The sequence below is a fragment of the Futiania mangrovi genome, from assembly GCF_024158125.1.
GTDB classification, from domain to species: domain Bacteria; phylum Pseudomonadota; class Alphaproteobacteria; order Futianiales; family Futianiaceae; genus Futiania; species Futiania mangrovi.
This window is the reverse complement of sequence record NZ_JAMZFT010000001.1, coordinates 681,199-702,632: the sequence shown is the minus strand read 5'-3', so window position 1 is coordinate 702,632 and position 21,434 is coordinate 681,199. Positions and strand designations below refer to the sequence as shown.

At 68.1% G+C, this 21,434-nt stretch carries 19 protein-coding genes; 2 read left to right on the top strand and 17 right to left on the bottom strand.

The window, feature by feature from the left end; genetic code table 11:
* Positions 1-50 precede the first annotated feature (50 nt).
* From NJQ99_RS03470 to NJQ99_RS03395, 16 genes are all read right to left on the bottom strand, one after another.
* Complete coding sequence (locus NJQ99_RS03470) at positions 51-1,211, bottom strand: acyl-CoA dehydrogenase family protein (RefSeq protein WP_269331402.1); 1,161 nt, start codon at positions 1,209-1,211, stop codon at positions 51-53.
* A gap of 723 nt (positions 1,212-1,934) precedes the next feature.
* Positions 1,935-2,720: an enoyl-CoA hydratase-related protein gene (locus NJQ99_RS03465; RefSeq protein ID WP_269331401.1), complete on the bottom strand. Its 786-nt coding sequence runs from the start codon at positions 2,718-2,720 to the stop codon at positions 1,935-1,937.
* 61 nt (positions 2,721-2,781) lie between these two features.
* Complete coding sequence (locus NJQ99_RS03460; RefSeq protein WP_269331400.1) at positions 2,782-3,942, bottom strand: acyl-CoA dehydrogenase family protein; 1,161 nt, start codon at positions 3,940-3,942, stop codon at positions 2,782-2,784.
* 4 nt (positions 3,943-3,946) lie between these two features.
* Complete coding sequence (locus NJQ99_RS03455; protein WP_269331399.1) at positions 3,947-4,690, bottom strand: SDR family NAD(P)-dependent oxidoreductase; 744 nt, start codon at positions 4,688-4,690, stop codon at positions 3,947-3,949.
* A gap of 16 nt (positions 4,691-4,706) precedes the next feature.
* Entirely contained in the window at positions 4,707-5,486 is a 780-nt protein-coding gene (locus NJQ99_RS03450; RefSeq protein WP_269331398.1) for an enoyl-CoA hydratase/isomerase family protein, read from the bottom strand.
* Positions 5,483-7,111, bottom strand: coding sequence for an AMP-binding protein (locus tag NJQ99_RS03445; protein WP_269331397.1), 1,629 nt, complete (start codon positions 7,109-7,111; stop codon positions 5,483-5,485). Before NJQ99_RS03445 ends, NJQ99_RS03450 begins: the two co-directional genes overlap by 4 nt.
* 5 nt (positions 7,112-7,116) lie before the next feature.
* Positions 7,117-7,893, bottom strand: coding sequence for an SDR family NAD(P)-dependent oxidoreductase (locus tag NJQ99_RS03440; RefSeq protein WP_269331396.1), 777 nt, complete (start codon positions 7,891-7,893; stop codon positions 7,117-7,119).
* 42 nt (positions 7,894-7,935) lie between these two features.
* Positions 7,936-8,721, bottom strand: a complete 786-nt coding sequence (locus NJQ99_RS03435; protein ID WP_269331395.1) for an SDR family NAD(P)-dependent oxidoreductase — start codon at positions 8,719-8,721, stop codon at positions 7,936-7,938.
* Between the two features lie 42 nt (positions 8,722-8,763).
* Positions 8,764-9,966 carry a CaiB/BaiF CoA transferase family protein gene (locus NJQ99_RS03430; protein ID WP_269331394.1) on the bottom strand — a complete coding sequence of 401 codons (1,203 nt, stop codon included), beginning with the start codon at positions 9,964-9,966 and terminating at the stop codon, positions 8,764-8,766.
* Positions 9,967-10,337: 371 nt separating this feature from the next.
* Positions 10,338-11,108, bottom strand: coding sequence for an enoyl-CoA hydratase-related protein (locus NJQ99_RS03425; RefSeq protein ID WP_269331393.1), 771 nt, complete (start codon positions 11,106-11,108; stop codon positions 10,338-10,340).
* 41 nt (positions 11,109-11,149) lie between these two features.
* A complete protein-coding gene (locus NJQ99_RS03420) occupies positions 11,150-12,610 on the bottom strand; it encodes a hypothetical protein (protein ID WP_269331392.1) in 1,461 nt (486 codons plus the stop codon).
* Between the two features lie 4 nt (positions 12,611-12,614).
* Positions 12,615-13,757: a CaiB/BaiF CoA transferase family protein gene (locus NJQ99_RS03415; RefSeq protein WP_269331391.1), complete on the bottom strand. Its 1,143-nt coding sequence runs from the start codon at positions 13,755-13,757 to the stop codon at positions 12,615-12,617.
* Between the two features lie 64 nt (positions 13,758-13,821).
* On the bottom strand, positions 13,822-14,976 hold the full coding sequence (locus NJQ99_RS03410; protein ID WP_331283246.1) for an acyl-CoA dehydrogenase family protein: 1,155 nt from the start codon (positions 14,974-14,976) through the stop codon (positions 13,822-13,824).
* 5 nt (positions 14,977-14,981) lie between these two features.
* The gene (locus tag NJQ99_RS03405; RefSeq protein ID WP_269331390.1) at positions 14,982-15,452 is read right to left on the bottom strand and encodes a MaoC/PaaZ C-terminal domain-containing protein; all 471 of its coding nucleotides are present in this window, start codon (positions 15,450-15,452) and stop codon (positions 14,982-14,984) included.
* Complete coding sequence (locus tag NJQ99_RS03400) at positions 15,452-17,620, bottom strand: acetate--CoA ligase family protein (protein WP_269331389.1); 2,169 nt, start codon at positions 17,618-17,620, stop codon at positions 15,452-15,454. The genes NJQ99_RS03405 and NJQ99_RS03400 overlap by 1 nt, the downstream gene beginning before the upstream one ends.
* Positions 17,621-17,916: 296 nt before the next feature.
* Positions 17,917-18,588, bottom strand: a complete 672-nt coding sequence (locus tag NJQ99_RS03395) for a TetR/AcrR family transcriptional regulator (protein WP_269331388.1) — start codon at positions 18,586-18,588, stop codon at positions 17,917-17,919.
* A gap of 268 nt (positions 18,589-18,856) precedes the next feature.
* On the opposite strand from NJQ99_RS03395, the gene NJQ99_RS03390 reads away from it, so the two are divergent.
* Positions 18,857-20,077, top strand: a complete 1,221-nt coding sequence (locus tag NJQ99_RS03390) for a thiolase family protein (RefSeq protein WP_331283245.1) — start codon at positions 18,857-18,859, stop codon at positions 20,075-20,077.
* On the top strand, positions 20,074-20,496 hold the full coding sequence (locus NJQ99_RS03385) for a Zn-ribbon domain-containing OB-fold protein (protein WP_269331387.1): 423 nt from the start codon (positions 20,074-20,076) through the stop codon (positions 20,494-20,496). Before NJQ99_RS03390 ends, NJQ99_RS03385 begins: the two co-directional genes overlap by 4 nt.
* 15 nt (positions 20,497-20,511) lie before the next feature.
* On the opposite strand, the gene NJQ99_RS03380 is transcribed toward NJQ99_RS03385, so the two are convergent.
* A complete protein-coding gene (locus tag NJQ99_RS03380) occupies positions 20,512-21,423 on the bottom strand; it encodes an NAD(P)-dependent oxidoreductase (RefSeq protein WP_269331386.1) in 912 nt (303 codons plus the stop codon).
* Positions 21,424-21,434: the final 11 nt, after the last annotated feature.

Below are 21,434 nucleotides of genomic sequence, written 5' to 3'. Positions count from 1 at the left end.
CTCCCAAATGCGGGCGCCGTCCGGGATGACGGGGAACCACGGCGCCGGTCTCAATAGGACTTCGGCAGACCGAGCGCGCGCTCGGCCAGGTAGCAAAGCATGAGCTGCGGCGTGATCGGCGCGATCCGGTGGATCAGGCTTTCCCTGAAGTAGCGCTCAACGTGGTATTCCTTGGCATAGCCCATGCCGCCATGCGTCATGACCGCATTCATGCACGCCTCGAACGCCGCCTCGCCGGCAAGATATTTCGCGGCGTTCGCCTCCCGTCCGCACTCCCTGCCGGCGTCGTAGAGACGCGCCGCCTCGAAGGCCATCAGGTTCGCCGCCTCAAGGTCCGCCCAGGACTTCGCCAGCGGGTGCTGGATGCCCTGGTTCATCCCGATCGGCCGGCCGAAAACCACCCGCTCGCGCGCATACTTTGCCGCCCGGTCCAGCGCACACCTCCCGAGGCCGACCATCGAGGCGGAGATCAGGATGCGCTCCGCGTTCAGGCCATGGAGTAGGTAGCGGAAGCCCTTGCCCTCCTCGCCGATAAGATCCTCGCGCGGGATCGGCATACCGTCGAAGAATACCTGGTTGGAGTCGACGCACTTCCGGCCCATCTTGTCGATCTCGCGGATCTCAGCATACCGCCGGTCGAGGTCGGTATAAAAGAGCGACAGCCCGTCGATCGGCTTCGCCGTCTCGCCCAGCGCCTTCGTGCGCGCGAGCAGCAGGATCTTGTTCGCCTTCTGGGCGGTGGAGGTCCAGGTCTTCTGGCCGTGCACGACATAACCATCCCCCTGACGCACGGCGCGGGTCGTGATGTGGGTCGTGTCGAGGCCTGCATCGGGCTCGGTCACGCCGAAACAGGCCGTGTCCGTCCGGTCGATGATGGGCGGCAGCCAGCGTTGCTTCTGCTCCTCCGTGCCGAACACGACTACCGGATTCAAGCCGAATATATTGATGGCGATCGCGGTAAAGCCGGCGTTCCCCGTCCCGGATTCGGTGATCGCCTGAACCATGGTCGCCGCCTCGGTGATGCCAAGGCCGCTACCGCCATAAGCCTCCGGCATGGCGATGCCGAGCCAGCCTTCGCGCGCGATTGCGTCGCAGAATTCGTCGGGAAATTTGCCGTCCGTATCACGCTCAAGCCAGTAGTCATCGCCGAAGCGCAGGCATAACTTCTTGATGTTTGTGCGAATTTCTTCCTGCTCGGGCGTGTATGCCATGCGGCAGCTTCCTCCATCCCTACCCAGCAACGGAGAGGCGCAACCAGTCCCGGACCGTGACCGGCATCGCCCTTGCCGGCACTTGCACCATATCGCGGCAAGCGCCTTTTCGAATTTCGTATATACGCTAGTTGTCCGCTTATTCATACACAAGGCGAAAGTCGCGATCATGCGCGCGGACGATTGGCAGCCGGCCCATGCAGCATCGACCGCTGCCGGATCGCCCGGGCACGACCGGCATCGAGGCCAGTGAACGCCGCCCATACCGCCGCGCCGGCTCTTACCATGTGAAGCGAAAGGAGCCGAGGTATGCGCAGGACATCCGGGCGGCTGGAACCATGGAAAGAGTCGGGGTGCGAACCTGGTCAGCGAATTTCGCGCGCGTGGCAACCATGTGGTACCGCGCTTCTGCAGCACCGCGCCCAAACTCACCACAAGTCCTTGAGACGATTGGTGGGTGTACAAAGACTCGAATCTTGGACCCGCTGATTAGGAGTGGCGCTAGGAACACAGCGCAACCAGGACCACATTGCCCCTCACCCATAGCAATTCGGGACGCAGGTCGATTACACCCGACCGCCGTCACGGCGTCCCCTTCACGGCCGGATGCCTCCGAGGGCTGGCGGGCGCCCCTCGCCCGTAGAGCTGAGCGAGGGGCCGGTGCGGTCATGCGCCACGCCAGTTGGCGAGCCGTAAACGATCTCCTTCGGATGCGCCTCTCGCCTAGCGGAAGGGCGAGAAGTCGGGCTGGCGCTTCTCCACGAACGCCTGGTTGCCTTCCCGCGCCTCGTCCGATTTGACGAAGGCGGCAAGGCCATCGGCGGCCATCTTGACCTGCCCGAAGATGTGCGCGCTGTCGGCGTTGAAGGAATGTTTCAGAAAGCGCAGCGCGGTCGGGCTGAGCGCCGCAGCCTCCCGCGCCCAGGCGCGCGCGGTAGGGATCAGGTCGGCAGACGGCACAACGGCGTTGGCAAGGCCCCAGTCGAGCGCCTGCTGCGCGCTGTACTGGCGGCAGAAGAACCAGATCTCGCGCGCCCGCTTCTCCCCCACCGTGCGGGCGAGATACGCCGTGCCCCAGCCCGCGTCGAAGGACCCGACGCGCGGACCCGCCTGGCCGAACTTCGCGTGCTCGGCGGCGATGGTGATGTCGCAGATGACGTGGATCACATGACCGCCGCCGATGGCGTAACCATTGACCGCCGCGATCACGGGCTTTGGAATGTTGCGGATAACGGAGTGGAGGTCGTCGATCTCCCAAAGGCCATTCTCGCTGGTACCGTAAGTACCTTTCTCGCGCATCTCCTTCTGGTCGCCACCGACGCAGAACGCCTTCTCGCCCGCGGCCGTCAGGATCACGCAGGCGACCCGGCGATCTGCCCACGCCGCCTTGAACGCATGGATCAGCTCTTCGATGGTGCGGCCCCGGAAGCAGTTGAGCCGGTCGGGCCGGTTGATGGTGATGGTGGCGATCTCCTCGCTCACCTCATAGAGGATGTCGGTGTAGTTCATCGGTCGGTCTCCGTTCTTGTGGGGTCGGGTGCCGGCGGCGGCCGCGCCCGGAAAATCGCGTTCAGGCGAACGATCGCAGGATGTCGCGCGAGAGGATGAGGCGCTGGATCTCGTTCGAACCGTCGAGGATCTGGAACGCCTTGGCGTCGCGCATCATCCGCTCGACCTCGTACTCCTGCATGTAGCCGTAGCCGCCGAGGATCTGCACCGCCTCCAGCGAGACCGACATGGCGGTGTCGGCGGCGCGGTACTTGGCCATGGAGACCTGTGCCATGGTCCCGGCGGACACGGTCGGAAGCTCCCGGTCGACGCGGTAGTTGGTGTCGCGGATCAGAAGCTGCGTGGTGCGCAGGTTCGTTGCCATGTCCGCGAGCTTGAAGCCGATGCCCTGGAACTTGCCGATCGGACGCCCGAACGCCTCCCGCTCGGCGGCGTATTTCCCGGCGACCTCGTAGGCGGAGCGCGCGATGCCCGCGCAGATCGAGGCCGCGCCCCAGCAGCGCATGGTGTTCGCCGTGCGGTCGAGGATGGTCCAGCCGTCGCCCGGCTTGCCGACCAGGTATTCCTCCGGCAGTTCGACATTGTCGAAGATGACGTCGCACATCGGCCCGCCGCGGAGGCCCATCTTCTTCTCCTTCTTGCCGAAGGAGATGCCGGGCAGCGTTGCCGGGATCATGCAGACCGCATAGTCGTCGTGCCCCTCGCCGCAGCGCGCGAAGACGAGGTACCAGTGCGCGATCCCGCCATTGGTGATCCAGCGCTTGGTGCCGTTCAGCACCCAGCGGTCGCCCTTCTTCGTCAGCGTGGTCTTCATGGAGCGGGCGTCGGACCCGAAATGCGGCTCCGACAGGCAGAATGCGCCGATCGAGGGCGTCGCGGACATGGCGGAGAAGATCGCCGCACGCTGGTGCGGCAGGCCCGCCATGGCGACGATCTTGATCGGCGAGAAGGTCGAGAGCAGAACGGGCCCCATGGTGGCAAAGGCCGCGCCCACCTCCTCCAGCACCACGGAGAGGACCTGGGTCGGGGCGTCGATGCCGCCGTAGGCCTCCTCCATGGGCATGGTGAGAATGCCCGCGTCGTAGAGCGGCTGCACAAGTTCCGCCGGGAAGCGGTCCTCGTCGTCGCTGGCCTGCGCGAGGGGCGCGATCTTCTCGCGCGCCAGACGGCGTACCATGTCTCGAATCTCGACCGTCTGGTCGTCGAAATAGATCTCGTCCATGAGCTCAGTCCACCATCGTAAGGCCGCCGGAGACGCTGAGCACCTGGCCGGTGATGTAGTCGGCGCGCGGGCTCGCGAAGAAGAGGGCGGCGTCCGCCACCTCCGAGGGCTTGCCCACGCGACGCAGCGGAATCGCGCGTGTCAGCGCCTCGCGCATCTTCTCGGGCTGGCTGGCGAAGAGCGGCGTGTCTGTCGGACCGGGACAGACGCAATTGACGTTGACGCCGTAGCGCGCCGTCTCCCGCGCCAGCGACTTGGTGAAGGCGATCAGGCCGCCCTTGGCTCCGGCGTAGACCGTCTCGCCCATGGAGCCGACACGGCCCGCGTCCGACGCGATGTTGACGATGCGGCCCTGCCCGCTCTCGATCAGCAGTTCGAGCACGGCGCGGGTCAGTGTCACCGGGCCCATGAAGTTGATCGCCATGATCTTCTCCCAGTACTCTGGCGTGTTCTGCAGGAAGGGCTGGATGATGTCCCAGCCCGCCGCATTGCAGAGGATGTCGAGCCTGCCCCCCTCGCGGACCGTGGCCGCGGCGGCCTCGACCGAGGCGCGGTCCGTCACGTCGAGCGGCAGGAAGACCGCCGAGCGGCCCGCGGCGGTCAGTTCGGATGCCGTGGCTTGCCCGGTTTCGGCATTGATGTCGGCCACGAAGACGTGCGCGCCAGCCTCTGCATAGGCCGCGCAGATCGCCTTGCCGATCCCCGATCCCCCGCCCGTGACGAGTGCTGTCTTTCCGTCGAGATTCATCTGTTGCTTCCCTTGCTCAGCTGTGGGCTTTCGCCGATTGGGCGCGGCGGGCGAAGAAGGCGTTCACGCGGGCGCGCGCCTCCTCGGTCCGCATGAGGTCGAGGGGGACGGCAAGCTCCCGCGCGAAACCGTCCGCGGCCGGGTCCAGGGCGGCAGCGATGCAGGACTTGGACGCGCGCAAGGCGCCTGCCGACAGGCCGGAGATGCGGGCCGCGAGCGCGCGCGAGGCGTCATAGATCCCGGCAGCTGGAACGCAGTATTGCGCGATGCCGAGAGCCTTTGCCTCGACCCCGCCGACAAGCTCGGCGGCGAGGATGAGACGCTTGGCCGTCCCCTCCCCGCACAGGCGTGTCAGCCGCTGCGTGCCGCCCGCGCCGGGGATCATGCCGACGTCGGCCTCCGGCAGGCCGATGCGGGCCTCCTCGGCAACGACCCGCAGGTCGCAGGCGAGGGCAAGTTCGAGGCCGCCGCCCATGGCTGCGCCGTTGATCGCGGCGACGGTGACGGCGGGAAACGCCTCCAGCCGGTCGAAGAGCGCGTGAAGGCCGGCGACGTAGTCGTGCATTCGCAAGGGACCGTCGGGAGCGTCGAAGAGCGCGGAAATCATGGCGAGGTCCGCGCCGGCGCAGAAACAGCGCTGGGTGCTGCGGATAACCAGCGCGGCACGGGGGCCGTCGGCCTCTGCCCGGTCGAGGGCGGCATGGAACGTCTCGACGAAATCGGCGCCCATCGCGTTAACGGGGGGGCGTGACAGGACGATCGCGCCGTGGTCCCCCTCGCGCTCGTAGGAAATCATGGCCTGGTGCCTCCCGCGCCGATGCCGTCCGTCAGTTGCTTGCGGATCAGGTATTTCTGGATCTTCCCGCTGGGTGTCATGGGCAGGCGCTCCCACACCTCGACGCGCTCCGGGATCTTGAACTTCGCGGTCCCGGCCTCGATCAGGAAGCGCTGCACGTCGGCGAGCGTGATCGTGGTGCCGGGATCGACGGTGAAGACGGCGCAACCCGTCTCGCCCAGCCGCTCGTGCGGGATGCCGACCACCGCGACCTGGCGGCAGCCGGGGATGCGCAGCAGCTTCTCCTCGACCTCGCGCACGGAGATGTTCTGGCCGCCGCGGATGATCAGCTCCTTGATCCGGCCCGCGATGCGGATCGAACCGTCGGGAAAGCCGCGCGCGAGATCGCCGGAATGCACCCACCCGTCGGCATCCAGCGCCTTCGCCGTCAGGTCGGGCGCGTCGAGATAGCCGAGGAAGGTGTTGGGCCCGCGCGACCACTCCTCCCCCACCTCGCCGGTTGCAACGCCGCCTCCGTCGGCCCCGGCGATACGCACCTCGATCCCGGCGAGCGGGCGGCCGTCGGTGGTCCAGGCGTTCTCGGCCGGATCGTCCGGGTGGACGAGCGTGTGCGGCGGGCTCTCGGTCGAGCCATAGATGCTGAGCACGCGGATATCTGCGTCCGCGGCGCGGCGCACGGCCTCCTCCGGCACCGGGGCGCCGCCGCAAAGGAAATAGCGCAGGTCGGGCAGCGCCTCGGATCGCGCGGCAAGCTCCCGCACCGTATCGGTAAGAAACGGCGTCGCGCCCATCGTCCAGCTGGCCTTGTGGGCGCGCATCTGCGCGATGGCCGCGGGCGCGGTGAACACGTCGAGCAAGCTGAGCGTACCGCCCAGCATCATGGTCATCGCGAACCCGTGCAGGAAACCCGTCGCATGGGAGATCGGCGACGCCATGAAGGCGATGTCGTCTGCGGTCAGGTCAAGCGCGCGGGCCATCGCGCGCTCGCCGAAGAGGATCGTGTTGTGGCTGTGCACGGCCCCCTTGGGCTGGGATTCGGTTCCCGAGGTGAAGAGCACCGCGGCAGGCCCGTCGGCGTCAGGCACCGCAGTGTCCGCCAGCGGGGCCCTGGCCAGCGCCTCCTCCCACGCCGTTCCGACCGCATGCGCGCCCTCGCCCAGCACGAGGACGGCGGGCGCGTGGCCAAGGTCGGGAAGGATGCGGGCCATGTAGGCGGTGTAGTCGGCACTGCGAAACCGGCCCGCGACGATCACGGCCTTGCTGGCGCACTTGCCAATCACATAGGCCATGTCGGCGGGGCCGTAGGTCACGGGCACGGGATTGAGGACCGCCCCCAGCTTCAGAGCTCCCAGGAAGGCAACGATGGCCTCCGCCCGGTTCGGCAGGCAGATGGTGACGATGTCGCCCGAACCAACGCCCTGGTTCTGCAGCCAGCCCGCCAGGCGTGAAGATGCCGCGTCGAGTTCGGCATAGGTGAGCGTGCCCCCTTGCGCATCAAGCACCGCGACGTGATGCGCCCGCGCTGCACAGGATGCCGCGACCGCCTGTCCGATGGAGACGTCGCGCCACCAGCCCTCGGCATGGTAGCGGCGCGCGCGACCGGGATCGGGACGCGGGATCCACATGGGCCTCAGCTCCCGGTCCGGGGACGCCCGGCGAGGTGCGTCTGGATGGAGTCGAGCAGGCCGCCGTCGACCCGCAGTTCCGCCCCCGTGGTGTAGGCCGCGTCGGGACCGAGCAGCATGGCGATGAGGCCCGCAATCTCCCGCTCCGGCTGGCCGATGCGGTGCAGGGGCACCAGCGCCTCGCGCGCCCGGCGCTTCTCGGGATCTGCATAGGTGGAGGCGGTCAATCCCGTCTCGAAAAGGCCCGGCGCGACCACGTTCACCCGTGCGCCGTGCGGCGCCCATTCCTGCGCAAGCTGGCGGGCGAGCATGGAGACCGCGGCCTTCGACGCGCTGTAGGGCCCCATGTTCTGATAGGGCTGCATTCCCGACATCGAGCTGATGATGACCATCGCGCCCTTGGCCGCGATCAGATGGGGCCGCGCCGCCTTCGCGAGCAGCCAGACCGAGCGGACATTGACGTCGAACACCCGCTGCCAGTCGGCGATCTCAAGCTCGTGCAGGGGCGCGGGCGACGTGATCCCGGCATTGGCCACCACGCCGTCGAGACCGCCGAGTTTCTCCACCGCGTCCGCCACCAGACGGGCGGGAACCTCAGCGTCCGCGAGGTCGCCCAGCAAGGCGTGCGCGTCCGCCCCGGCCTTGCGCGCCTCAGCCACCACGTCGGCGAGCTCATCGCCGTGCGCCGAGCCGCAGAGCGCCAGCCCCGCGCCGGGAACCGCCATCTTCAGCGCGGTCGCCCGGCCGATGCCCCGGCTCGCCCCCGTGATCAGTACCTTCATGGCGTTTCTCCCCTCTGGCGGATGGCGTTCAGGCAGCCGCGTTCAGGCAGCCGAGATACCGCCGTTCACGCTGATCCCCTGCCCGGTCATCTTCGCGGCCCCTGGCGAGCACAGGAAAACCGCGAGCGGTGCGATGTCGGCGGGCGTGACCACGCCGAGCTTTGCCTTCGCCTCGGCCTTCTTGAAGAGCTTGCGGCTGAATTCCTTCTCCATCAGGCGGTCGTAGGCCTCGGTGCCTGCGACGATGGAGGGCGTGATGGCATGCACGCGGATGCCGTGGCGCGACTGTTCCAGCGCGAGCGTGCGCGAGAACATCAGCGTGCCCGCCTTGCTCGCCCCGATCACGACCTCGCCCGGTGTTGCGATCTTGGCGGCGTCGGAGGACATGTTGATGATCACGCCCCCCTCGCGCGCGATCATGTGCGGCAGCGCGGCCTGGCAAGTGTAGATCGCGCTCATCATGTGCGCGGCGACGAGGGCGTCGAGCTCCTCCGCATCGAGTTCGTGGAAGGGACGCGGCGTCAGGTTCTTCGGCCCCGGAATGCTGGTGACGAGGATATCGATGGCGCCGAACGCGCCGACGGCCGCGTCGATCACGGCGCGCGCGCCCGCGTGCGTTGCGCTGTCGGCGGTGCAGGCGCGCACGTCGGCATCCGGCGCCCGGGCCTTGAGGCGGTCCACCGCCGCGTCGCAGCGCGCCTGTTCGCGGCCGTTCAGCATCACGCGCGGCACGCCGGCCTCGGCGAGCTGGGCCGCGATCTCGAACCCGATGCTCGCGGTCGAGCCGGTGACCACCGCCGTGCATTCGTGCAGTTGCCGCACCTTCATGTCAGTCCCCTCTCCGCTATGCCCGCGTCCGTACCGCCCGTCTCAGCCGGGGAAGCGGACACCTCCGTCCTCGTCTCTCAGCCGGGCGATTGCGGCGGCGTCGAGCCCTGCCACATCGCGCAAGAGCGCCTCCGTATGCTCCGCCAGCGCCGGCACATGCGCGCGCACCGCCGTCGAGGTGCCCGACATCGTGTAGGGACCGCGCACCACCCGGAAGGGTCCGGCCGCATCCTCCACGACCGAGAAGGCTTCGCGGAAGGCAAGCTGCGGATCCTCCATCGCCTCGCGCACCGTGCGGTAACGCGAGGCCGGCACGCCCCCCGCCATCAGCGTCGTCTCGCAGTCGGCGGCGGTGCGGGTGCGCGTCCACTCCGCGATCCGGGCCATCAGCGCGTCCCAGTTACGGACCCTGTCAGCCGGGGCGGCAAACAGCGGGTCCGTGGCCCACTCCTCATGCCCCAACGCCTTGCAAAGATTGAGAAAATTGCGCGAATTGATCGGCAGGACGATGACGTGGCCGTCGCGCGTCGGCAGCGGCCCGTAGCGCGGGCGGCGCGCGTTCGAGGGCTGCTGCTCGAACTGGATCTCGTAGATCAGCAGGTTCAGCATGCACTCCATCAGGGTCGTGTCGATGGCCTGGCCGCGGCCCGTCCGCTCCCGCTGGAAGAGCGCGGTCTGGATCGCCGAGGCGCTGTAGAGGCCCCCCAGCACATCGGCCACGAACACGCCGGTCACGGCGGGCGGCCCCTCCTCCGGCTGGTAGCCCGCGAGCGTCACGTCGTAGCCGCTGGCGGCGTGGATCATCGGGGCGTAGGCGGGCTTCTCCGCATCCGGACCGTCCTGCCCGTAGCCCGAGATCGAGCAATAGACGATTCGTGGATTGATCGCCGCGCAGGCGTCGTAGCCGAGGCCCAGCCGCGCCATCACGCCCGGCCGGAAGTTCTCGATCACCACGTCGGCGTTCGCGATCATGCGGGCCACAACCTCTTGCGCCGCCTTGGCTTTCAGGTCGAGCGCGATGGACTTCTTGCCTGCGTTGAGGTGGCCGAAATAGCGGCTGCACCCGTTTTTGACAGGCGGCTGATAGCGCATGTAGTCGCCATCCGGCGGCTCGATCTTGATCACCTCCGCGCCGAGGTCGGCGAGCAGCCGCGTGCCGTAGGGCCCGGCCATCATCGTCGTGAAATCGAGCACGCGGACACCGGACAGCGCGTCCTGCATCGCGGCCCCTCCGGTGGCTGTCATCGGCTCCTCCCATCGCTCCCGCGGGCCGGCCCGGCCGGTCTCCGCGCGGGCGGCCGTTGCACCCGGCCGCACCCCTTATTGAACATTCATTCAGTCACACGGCGACAAGCCCGTCAAGGGGCCGGGAGCCCTTACGGACGGTCCTAACCATGCACTGCCCCATGCATCTCCATGGGAAATCTCATGCAGGATCTCATGGGTATGCATGGGGCGGGACGCGGCCACGACCCGGGTCCGGATCGGGCCTTGACAGGCTACCGATTCTGAATGAACCTTCATTTTGCGCGGCTGATTCCAGGGTCGGCTCGACGCTCCCTGTCACCTGCCCCGCCCTGCGAGACCGTCGTGTGGCGGGGCTGTCTTTTGCCGGATCAGCGTCCTCCGAACCGGGCGGGCCGCTTCTCCAGGAAGGCCGCGACCCCTTCCGCGAAGTCCGCGCTGCCGCACAGCACCTGGATCGCCTTGCGTTCGAGCGCGAGCCCCGTCGGCAAGGGTCCGTCGGCGCCGCGCAGGGCGGCCTCCTTCGCCTGCCGCACGGCAAGCGGGGCCATCGCTGCGGCGGCCGCGGCCATCGCGACGGCGGTGTCATCGACCTCGGCGTCGGGAACGCAGCGGCTCACCACGTTGCGTGCTTCCGCCTCCGGCCCGGTGAGCGTCCGGCCTGTCAACAGCACGTCCATCGCGAGATGCTTGCCGCACAGCCGGATCAGGCGCTGCGTCCCGCCCCCGCCGGGGATCAGGCCCAGCTTCACCTCCGGCAGGCCGAAGCGCGCCCCCTCGCCCGCGACGATCATGTCGCAGCACATCGCAAGCTCGAAGCCGCCGCCAAACGCCACCCCGCGCACCGCGGCGATCAGCGGCTTGGAGAAGCCCGCGATCGCGTCCCACATCGCGTCGGTGCCTCGCGCGGCCATGCCGACGGGGGTGAGCCCCTTCAGTTCCGCGATGTCCGCACCCGCGGCGAAGATCTTCTCCCCGCCCGCCAGGATCGCGGCATGGAGCGCCGGGTCGGCGTCGATTCGGGCTAGTTCGTCGACGATACGCCTGCGCACGGCGATGGAGAGTGCGTTGCGCTTCTCCGGCCGGTCGATCCGCAACCGCACGACCCCCGGGGCCGGTTCGTCCACCCTGACCTCGTCCATGACCTGTCCCTCCCTGTTCCGGTCTGCTCCGCGTGAGCGGGCTAGCCCTGCTGCAACAACCCCACCCCGACGATGACCACCAGCGCCGCCAGCATGGCGACGACGCCGAACGTCCGGTTCCATCCGAAGACGAGGGTGCGCGGCGTCACCCCGAACGCACCGGCCGAGATCATCGAGCAGGCCGTGACCGGCGACAATTGCGCCGCCATCCCCCACGCTGCGGTCAGCGTCGTCGCGATGTAGAGCGGGTGCACGCCAAGGTCCCTGGGGTCGCCGATGACCCCCATGATGACGGCAATCGTCACAATCGGATTGACGGCGATGGCGCCTGAGACGAGCACGATCAGGAAACTGCCATAGACGATTGCGATGGCTCCGAAATGGTGCCCAGCAAGCCATTCCGCGATCAACCCGGCTGGGAGAAGGGCGACGATCACCGGCCCGACGAAGGCCGCGACCATCATGACCGTGATCTCCGACGACTGCGCCGGCAGCGTCCGTGCCGCGACATTGGCAAGCGGCCCGCGCACGCACGCCCGCAGCGAGTAGCGGCACTGCACCAGAAGCCAGCCCAGCGTGAAGACCGGCAGCACCAGCGTCACCACGGTGGCGATCCCTGCCCCGGTCAGGCGCACTCCCGCCGCGATCAGCACGAAGATCAGCAGCACCACCCCCAGTACGGCGAACAGCGTGCGCCACGGCGTGGGCGGGCGCGGGGGCGCAGCCGCGGCGGCGGTCATCGTGGCCTGCCGCTTTCGCCGCTCGGTCCAGGTCTCCAGCCGGTTTACCACGAAGGACATGGCCAGGATCGCTGCGGCGAACCCGATGCCCCAGGCGACGAGCTGGCCGATCCGCACCCCCGGCACCAGCGAGGAGACGACGACCGGCGTGAGCGACAGCGGCGACCACATCGCCGTGGGTGCGAACCCGCGCAGCACGGCGAGCGCCGCCTGCCTCTGGTCAAACGGGCTGAGGCCCGTGCCGTCGCGCCTGCTCTTCTGCGTCGCGACCGCGCCCAGCAGCACGATGCCGCCCATGTTCATCATCACGCCGAACAGATGGCTGCCGAGCAGGAGCGAAATGAACCGTCGCCCCGGCGGCTGCGACACAAGATAATCGCTGAGCCGCCGCAGCAGATGGGAACGGAATGTGGCCTCCCGCAGGATCAGGATCGCGGAGAAGAAGGAGACGAACAGCAGCGACCGCCGCACCGCCTCCCCGAACACCGGGCCGGGCGTCTCTACCAGCGTCAGCAATGCCACGACCGCCAGCGCCGCCGCCGCGAGGAAGACCCGCGCGACCCGCGTGCCGTTGAACGCGACCAGCGCGCCGAACGGCAGCATCAGGGCGAAGGCCAGCGGTTCGAGCCCGGTGACACCGCCGAGACCTTTCAGCAGCGCAAGCCCCATGATGCTCAGCAGCACGGCGCCCTGGACCCTCAGCACCAGTGCTTTCAGACGTTCGCTATGCTCTCCCGGTTCACCGGGGCCGGTGGCGTCCACGGTCCTAACCGATCACTCCCGCCTGCCTGAGCGCCTCGCGCTCCTCCGCGCTCACGCCCCAGGCGTCGAGGCCTGCGTCGGTGTCTGCACCCTCCGGCCGCGGCGGGCCCTTGATGTCCGCGGGCGTGACATCGAAGCGCGGCGCGGGCGCGGGGTGGTCGATGCCGTTCACGTCGCGCACCATGCCGCGCGCAACATTGTGCGGGTGGGTCATCGCCTCGGGCAGGCTCAGCACCGGCGCGTAGCAGGCGTCGAGCCCCTCCATCTCGGCGTCCCACTCCTCGCGCGTCTTCGTGGCGAACACCTCGGCGAAGCGGACCTTCATCGCGGGCCAGCTGTCACGGTCGTACTGGTCCGGCAGGTCCGCATCGGCAAGCCCCATGCCCTTCAGCAGATCCTTGTAGAACTTGCCCTCGACTGCGCCGACGCTGACGTATTTCCGGTCCTTCGTTTCATAGACATTGTACCAGGGTGCGCCGCCGTCGATGACGTTGCTCTCCAGCCGGTGCCGCCACGTCCCCGCCGCGTGATAGCCGTAATAGGTCGTGAGCAGCGAGGAGATGCCGTCGACGATGGCCGCGTCGACCACCTGCCCCTTTCCCGTGCTGCGCGCCGAGTGCAGCGCGGCAAGCATCCCCACCACGAGATAGAGCGCACCGCCGCCCAGGTCTGCCACGAGATTCAGCGGGATCGCAGGCGGCTGGCCCTGCCGTCCGATCATCGACAGCGCCCCGCTGATCGCCAGGTAATTGATGTCGTGACCGACCGCGGGCGCGAGCGGACCTGTCTGCCCCCACCCGGTCATTCGTCCGTAGACGAGGCGCGGGTTGACCGCGTGCACGTCGGCGGGGCCGAGCCCCAGCCGCTCCATCACGCCCGGCCGGAACCCCTCGATCAGGCCGTCGGCGTCCTTGAGCAATCGCAGCACGAGTTCGCGCGCGCCCTTCGCCTTGAGATCGACCGCGACCGAAAGCCGCCCCCGCCGCGTGGTATCGTGCTCGATGGCGCGCGGCACGCCGAGGCCGCTAGGCGCCGTCCGGTCAAGGCGCAGCACGTCCGCTCCCATGTCCGACAGCATCATGGCAGCGAACGGTCCGGGGCCGATGCCGCCGAACTCGATGATCTTCATGCCTGCAAGCGGTCCCATGCCTCTCCTCGTCATCCCTCGGGCCGAAGGAACGGCCGGGGAAGGGAGCGCCCCGGCCGCCGCCTCACATGCCCATCATCTTTGCGATGATGTTGCGCTGGATCTCGCTCGTACCCGCGCCGATGGGGCCGATGCGCGAATCGCGGAAGAACATTTCCATGTCGTAGGCTGTGGTGTAGCCCGCGCCACCCAGGATTTGCAGCCCCATGTTCGCACACGTGAAATTATTTTCCGTGGCGATGACCTTCGCCATCGAGGTTTCGAGCACCGCTGGCTGCCCGTTATCCAGCAGTTCCGCGACCCGGTAGACGAACAGGCGCGAGGTTTCCGCCATCATCCGCATGTCGGCGAGCTTGTGCTGGATCGCCTGGAACTTGGTGATCGGCTTGCCGAACTGCTCGCGCTGCTTGGCATAGTCGAGCGCGTAGTCGAGCACCTTGAACGTGTTGCCCGCGCCGACGGCGGCGATGCACATCCGCTCCACGTTCAGGCAGTCCATCAGGTTGTACCAGCCGCAGTTCTCCTCCCCGATCATCCAGGAGGCCGGCGTGCGCACATTGTCGAGGAACACCTCGTTGGCGTGCGTCGTGTGCCGTCCCAGCATGTCGAGCGGCCGGATCGTGACGCCCGGCTGGCGCGCGTCGACGAGGAAGATCGTCATGCCTCGCTGGCCCGCGTCGGGCTTCGTCTTGGTAACCACGACAAGGTAGTCCGCGACGTGGGCGCAGGTCGTGTAGAGCTTCTGCCCGTTGATCACGTACTCGTCGCCGTCGCGCACCGCGCGGGTGCGGATCGAGGCCGCGTCCGAGCCCGCCGACGGCTCCGTCAGGCCGAGCGCGAGTTTCACCTCCCCGCTCATGATCTTCGGCAGGAACTCCTCGCGCACCTCGTCGGAGGCGTGCCGGCAGACATGCATCCCCGCGTAGACGATGGTCGTGAGATAGGCCGTGGCGATCCCGCCATAGTGATAGGCCATGGCCTCGATCAGCACCGCGAGATCCTTGTTCGTGGCGCCCATGCCGCCGAACTTCTCGGGGTAGGCGAGCCCCATCCAGCCCGCGTCGGCGAGCGCCTGGTAGGCCTCGAACGGAAACTCGCCCGCCTTGTCGAGCGCCTTGATCTTCTCCCGCGGCAGCACGCGCTCCAGCAGGTCGAGCACGTTCTTCCGGATCATCAACTGCTCTTCCGACAGCCCGTAAAGATTGACGGTTTCCATCATCGCGCTCACTCCGCCTTGCCGGCCGCCTGTGCGCCCGCCCTCGTCATGACCATGGTCGTGAACAGCCCGCTCTGCACCAGCGTGCCGTCCTGCTTGACCAGTTCCATCTTCCGCTTCAGCACGCCCCGGTCGCCCTTCGACGTCACGCGCGCTTCCAGCACGGTCGTATGGAGCGTCACGGTGTCGCCGAAGAACACCGGCGCGTGGAAGCGCCACTCGTCGATGCCGAGGAAGGCGATCGCCGTGCCGTCGAGGTCACCGATCCGCGCGCTCAACCCCGTGCAGACCGACAGGCACAGCGCGCCGTGCGCGATCCTCTGTCCGAACGGGCTTTTCGCCGAGTGCACGGCGTCGGTGTGCGCCGGGTTCGTGTCTCCGGAGAGACCCGAGAACAGCACAACGTCCGTTTCGGTGATGGTCCGGCCGGGGCTCTGCGCCTTTTCGCCGACCTTGAAGTCCTCGATATATTTCGCCATCAGCCCCTCCCCTCGTGTTTTTTCGTCACGATCAGCGCATCGACCGCGACGGCGCGCGCGCCGCGCACGATGACCGGGTTCACGTCGACCTCCTCGACGAGGTCCGCGGCGTCGGCCACGAACTCCGAAAAGCGCGCGACCTGTTCGGCCAGCGCATCGACGTCCACCGGCTCCGACCCGCGATAGCCCTTCAGCAGCGCCGCGCCCTTGAGACTTTCGAGCATCTCCCGCGCCTCCGCCGCGCTCACCGGCGCGAGCCCGACGGCGGTGTCGCGCAGCAGCTCGACCAGCGTCCCGCCGAGGCCGACCGCCACCAGCGGCCCGAACTGCGCGTCGATCCGCGCGCCCAGTACCAGTTCGAGGCCGCCCGGCACCATCTCCTGCACCACGCACCCTTCGATCCGCGCCGAGGGATTGTAGGCCTTCGCTGCCACAGCGATCTGCGTGAAGGCCGTGCGCACCGCGTCTTCATCGGCGAGGTTCAGGACCACGCCGCCGGCCTCGGTCTTGTGCGCGATGTCGGGCGAGGCGATCTTCAGCGCGACCGGGAAGCCGATCTCCTGCGCCACCCGCGCCGCCTCCTGCGCGTCCTTCGCCAGCCGCTCCTTGAGAATGCCGATGCCATAGCGCGCGAGGATGTCCTTCGCCGTCACCTCGTCCGGGCTGCGCGTGTCCCGGGGCAGCGACGTCAGCGCCGCCCGCGCCGCCTCCCCCGCCTGGCGGCCGCTCAACCGCGCTGGCGTGCCACGCGCCTGCACCTCCGTGCGGCGCCGGTGCCAGCGGAACCAGTGCGCAATGGCCTCAAAACAGTGATCGGAGGACCGGAAGATCGACGCGTGCGTATCCGCATCCAGCACCTCGCTCCCCGGCCCTTGCAGCCAGTCGTTCATCCATATGCCGACGATAGGCAGCCCCGTCCGCCGCGCCATCTCGCTCATCAGCGGCGCACGCGCGCCCGAGCTAACCGGACTCGCAAAGACCAGCGGCACGATCAACGCGTCAAAGGAGGGGTCTGCCGCGAACGCCTCGAAGCAGCCGACGAAGGTTTCCCGCGTCTTCAGCACCTCCGCTGTCAGGTCCGATGGGTTCGCGACGGACCCGAAGCCCGGCACGAACTGCTTCAGCGCCTCGGCGGTTGCATCCGACAGCGGCGGCAGCGGCACGCCATGCTGTTCGGCCTTGTCCGCAGTGATGACCGCTGCTCCCCCCGAGGTCGCCATGACCCCGACGCCCCGGCCCGAACGCGGCGCGCCCGAGCGCGCGAAGAAGTTCGCCGTCTCCAGCAGCCCGTCGAGACGGTCGATGGCGATGGCGCCCGCCCGCTCGAAGGCGGCATGGTAGGCTTCCTGCGCGCCGACCATGGTGCCCGTGTGTGACATGGCGGTTTCCCGCGCCGCTTCGCCTGTCCCCATCTTGTAGAAGATCAGCGGCTTGCCCCGGTCTCGTGCGCGCTCTGCCGCCTCGACGAGGCGATTTCCGTCCTTCACGCCCTCGAACAGGCAGACGATGACCTTCGTGTCCGGGTCGTCGGCGAGGTAGGAGATGTGGTCGCACACGTCCACGTCGGCCGAATTGCCCGCCGCGAGGTAGTGGCCGATGCCGATCCCGCGTTCCATTCCCTGGAACATGGTGTAGCCGAGACCGCCACTCTGCGAGACCAGCGAGACCGGCCCCGTGACCAGCTTCATGTCCTGGAAGCCCGCCATGAAGTTCAGGCCCGCGCGCAGGTGCGTGTTGACCAGCCCGACGCAGTTCGGGCCGACGATGCGCACGCCGCCCTCGCGTCCAATGGATACCAGCCGCTCCTGCGCTGCGATCCCATCCGGCGTTCCGGTCTCCGCGAAGCCGGAAGCATAGACGATCGCGCCCCCGACACCCCTTTCCGCACACTCGGTGATCACGCCTTCCACGAACTTCGCGGCCACGGCGACGATCACGCAATCGGGTGTTTCGGGAAGCGCCGTGACCGAGGCGAAGCACGGGACCCCGTTTGCCTCCTCGTACTTCGGGTTGACGCCATAGACCTTGCCGTCGAATCCGCTGAGATTGGAGAGCGTGCGCTCCCCGAATGACCCCGGAGCGGGAGAAGCACCAACGACTGCCACGACCTTCGGCGCGATCAGCCGATGCAGATCCTTATGGCTGTAGACAGGCCGCAAGACACCCATCGTGCGCATTCCCTCCCGCATGCTCGCCGGCGTCGGATTCTGCCCGCCCGTCTGTTCCGGCGCTTTGGCGTCTGCACGTTTCATCCACTCGCGGTGACGGACGGCGTAGAGACGCAGACCATATCGAATGAACAATCATTCAGCCGCAAAACACTGTCAAGACGGCAAAGCCCGGATGTATGCCACCCATGCACGTTGCTGCCCTCACCCGGGGGTCATGCACGCGCTCGCGGTCTGCCCCGGATTTGAGATCACAGGCAGCAACAGGGAAATCAGAGAGAGAGAGAGCCTGGACTTCAGACGCCTTCGGGTTTGCGGCTCTTGGAGCGATAGCGGCGCAAGCCCTTCGGCGTCAGCAGCGCCGTCAGGAACAAGTCGATGGAGCCGTTTATGTACTCGTCGATGGTCAGCATCTTGGCGAGCCGCCAGGCCTTCAGCGCCCAGCCGTGCGCGACCATGACCACGCGGTAGGTGACGAACTCCACGTTGACCGTGCGAAAATACCCCGCCGCGATGCATTCCCGGATGCAGTCCGAGATGATCTCGTTCGTCTCGATCTCCATGCCCTTGATGCGGTCGCGCATGGCGGGCGGCAGCAGCGCGGTATAGCGATAGGCCAGCAGCGTCGCCTCCGGCATCGCGGCTACCACGCGGCAGTAGGCCTCCAGCGCGGCGGCGAACCGATCGATCGGGTCGGTGTGCTGTGCAACCGCCTTGGGCAGTTCCTCCTTGTACTTGTCGAGCACGCCGACAAGCGCCAGCAAAAGAAGCTCCTCCTTGTCCCGCACATAATTGTAGATCAGGCCCGGGCTGACGCCCGCGTACTGGGCCACTTCCTTGACCGTCGTCTCGTGATAGCCATTACGCGAGAACAGGTGCGTCGCCGCGTCAACGAACTGCTGGCGCCGGTCGATCCCGCCCTCGGAATTCCCTGTACGCTCTTGCTTCAACGTTCCGACACCGGCCATTTTGTCCCGCCCGCTTCCTCGTTTCTCTGCACACACGCCCTTGGCGGCGGCGCACCCTGCGTCATCAGGCGAGCCGGCGCAACCGACTCAAGCCACGATACTGCACCGCACACTGAACACACAGTCAATTCGATCTGCCATCCTGGGCCTCGCGGCGCCTCAGCTGCGACTGTCCCGTCCCGCACTGTTCCGCCGTGTTGACAGGCCCGCGCCGCTGAATGATCATTCATTCTACATGAGTGCGCGCCACTTGGAAAGGTGCGCCGCCGTGAGCACGGGGGGAGACGGTCAGAACATGACGCAATCGGTGGCCATCATCGGCGCTGCGGCGACGCCCGTCGGCAAGTTCCAGTCGAAGCCGGATTCCGACCTTCACGTTCTCGAACACGAGCTTCTCGCGGGGCTCGTGGTCGACGCCATCGCGCAAGCCGGTGTAGCCAAGGACGACGTGAACAGCCTGATTCTCGCCCAGTGCCGCCCCTACACGCTGCAGAAATACTTCTCGACCTTCATGGCGCACTATCTCCGCCTGCCCTGCGACGGCTCGGTCATGGAGGTGCTGGGTAACGGCATGACGGGCGGCATCGCGCTAGAACAGGCGATCCGCGACGTGGAGAGCGGGCGCTCCCGCGTGGCCCTGGCTCTCGGCGTCAATTTCGAGAGCGCGACCCCCTCGGGCGAGCACATGAATTCCTCCATGCGCGCGACCGGGGACGTCGACTTCCACGTGCCCTTCGGTCTCACGCCCATCGCCTGGTACGCCATGGACGCCATGCGCTACATCCATGAGCATGGCTCGTCGCGCGCGGAACTTGCGAGCGTTGCGGTCAAGAACCGCGCCCACGCCGCGCTGAACCCGCTTGCCCAGTACCGTGACCCCATCACGCTGGAGGAGGTTCTGGCGCAGCGCCCCATCGTCGAGCCGCTGGGCCTCTACGAGGTCCCGCCGCGGGGCGACGGGGCGGTTTGCATCGTTGTCGCATCCGAAGACGTCGCGCGCGCCAGCGGTCAGCCCTACGTCCGTGTGCGCGGACGCGGCTTCCATCACGAGGGCGCGCACCAGATCAGCGAGCAGCCGAACGACATGATCGCGCTTGGCGCGCTCAGGGCTGCGAGCCGCACCGCCTACGACATGGCGGGCGTCGGGCCCGCCGATCTCGCCTTCGCCGAGCTTTATGCCCCCTGCACCATCGTCGAGGTGCTGGCGACCGAGGCGATGGGCCTCGTGCCCCGGGGCCAGGGCGGCCGGCAGGCGGCCGAGGGGCAGACCGCGCTCGGCGGCCGCATCCCCGTCTCCACCTCCGGCAGCCTGATGTCGCGCGGCCACCCGGCCTATGTCACGCCACTCTACAATACCGTCGAGGCGTTCGAGCAGCTGATGGGACGCGCCGGGGACCGCCAGGTGAAGGGCGCCGCCATCGGCGCGACCAGCGCCGAGCTGGGCAACTACAACGCCGCCCTTGTCCATATTCTGGAGGCCGTCCGATGACCTGTGAGATCCTGCGCGTCGACCGTCCCCGCGCCTGGCCGCCCCGCCCGACCTCGCTGACCCGCGTGTTCTGGGATGCGCTAGCCGAGGGCCGCTTCCAGACCACGAAATGCCGGGACTGCCGCCGCTTCACCTTCCCGCCCAAGCCCTTCTGCCCGCACTGCTGGTCGAAGGCGCACGCCTGGGAGGCCCTTTCGGGCCGGGGCACGCTCTATTCCCGCACCGTGATCCACGCCGCACCCAAGGTCTTCGCGGAGCAAGCCCCGATCCATGTCGGGATCGTCGATCTGGACGAGAGGTTGCGCATCTGCTGCGCGCTGGTGGAGGACGACGGCCCCATTCCGCTCGACGCCCCCGTGGAAATCGTGGTCCTCGCCCACACCGACGGACCGCTGTTCGCCGCCCGCGCCCGGAGCTGAGCGGGCGGACGCGGCTCAGTCCCCGCCCTCTCCGCCGCCTCTCCCACGCCCCGTCCGGTCCGCGTCGTAGGCGTGGATGAGCCCGCCGATTCCGCTCTCCGCCTGTCCCATCTCCAGCACCCGGGCATAGGTCGCCAGCAGATGGTCGAGCACCGGCAGCTTCAGCCCCCGCTCCGCCGCCAGCGCACGGGCGATCCCCAGGTCCTTGAGGATCGTGCGCGTGTGGCCGAACAGGTCGCCCGACGCCATGCGCGGCATGTAGGCCTGGAGGAGTGGGCTGTCCGCCCACCCGCCCTTCAACGCTTGCGGCAGTTTCTCCACGTCGAGGCCGAACCCGCGCGCCAGCGTCAGCGCCTCCGCCACGCCCGCCAGCGTGCTGGCCGAGATCATCTGGTTGCACGCCTTCGTCGCCTGGCCGCACCCCGCCGGCCCCATGTGCGTGACATGGCCTGCGAACGCGGCGAGCACAGGCCGGACCTTCTCCACGTCCGCCGCCGCCCCGCCCGCCATGACCGCGAGCGTTCCGGCCCGCGCGCCGGCCGGCCCGCCCGAGACGGGCGCGTCCACCCAGCCCATGCCGGTCGTGTCCGTCAACCTTGCGGCCATGACGCGCGTCCGCCCCGGATCGACGGTCGAGAGATCGACAAGAACCCGCCCTGCCCCGGCGCGCCCCACTCCTTCCGCGATGCCGGAGGGGCCAAAGACGACCTCCTCCACCGCGTCGGTGTCGGTCAGGCACAGGAAGACCGTTTCGCAGTCGCGGGCCAGTGCGGCGGCATCGTCCGCAAGAGCGGCGCCCGCCTCTCGCGCACGCTGAAGGCGGGCGGCGCTGCGTCCCCATACGGCGAGTGAAGCGCCGGCTGTCAGAAGCCGCTCAGCCATGGGCCAGCCGATCGCGCCGAGGCCGATGAAACCCGCTTGGCGCATTGGCGACCCTC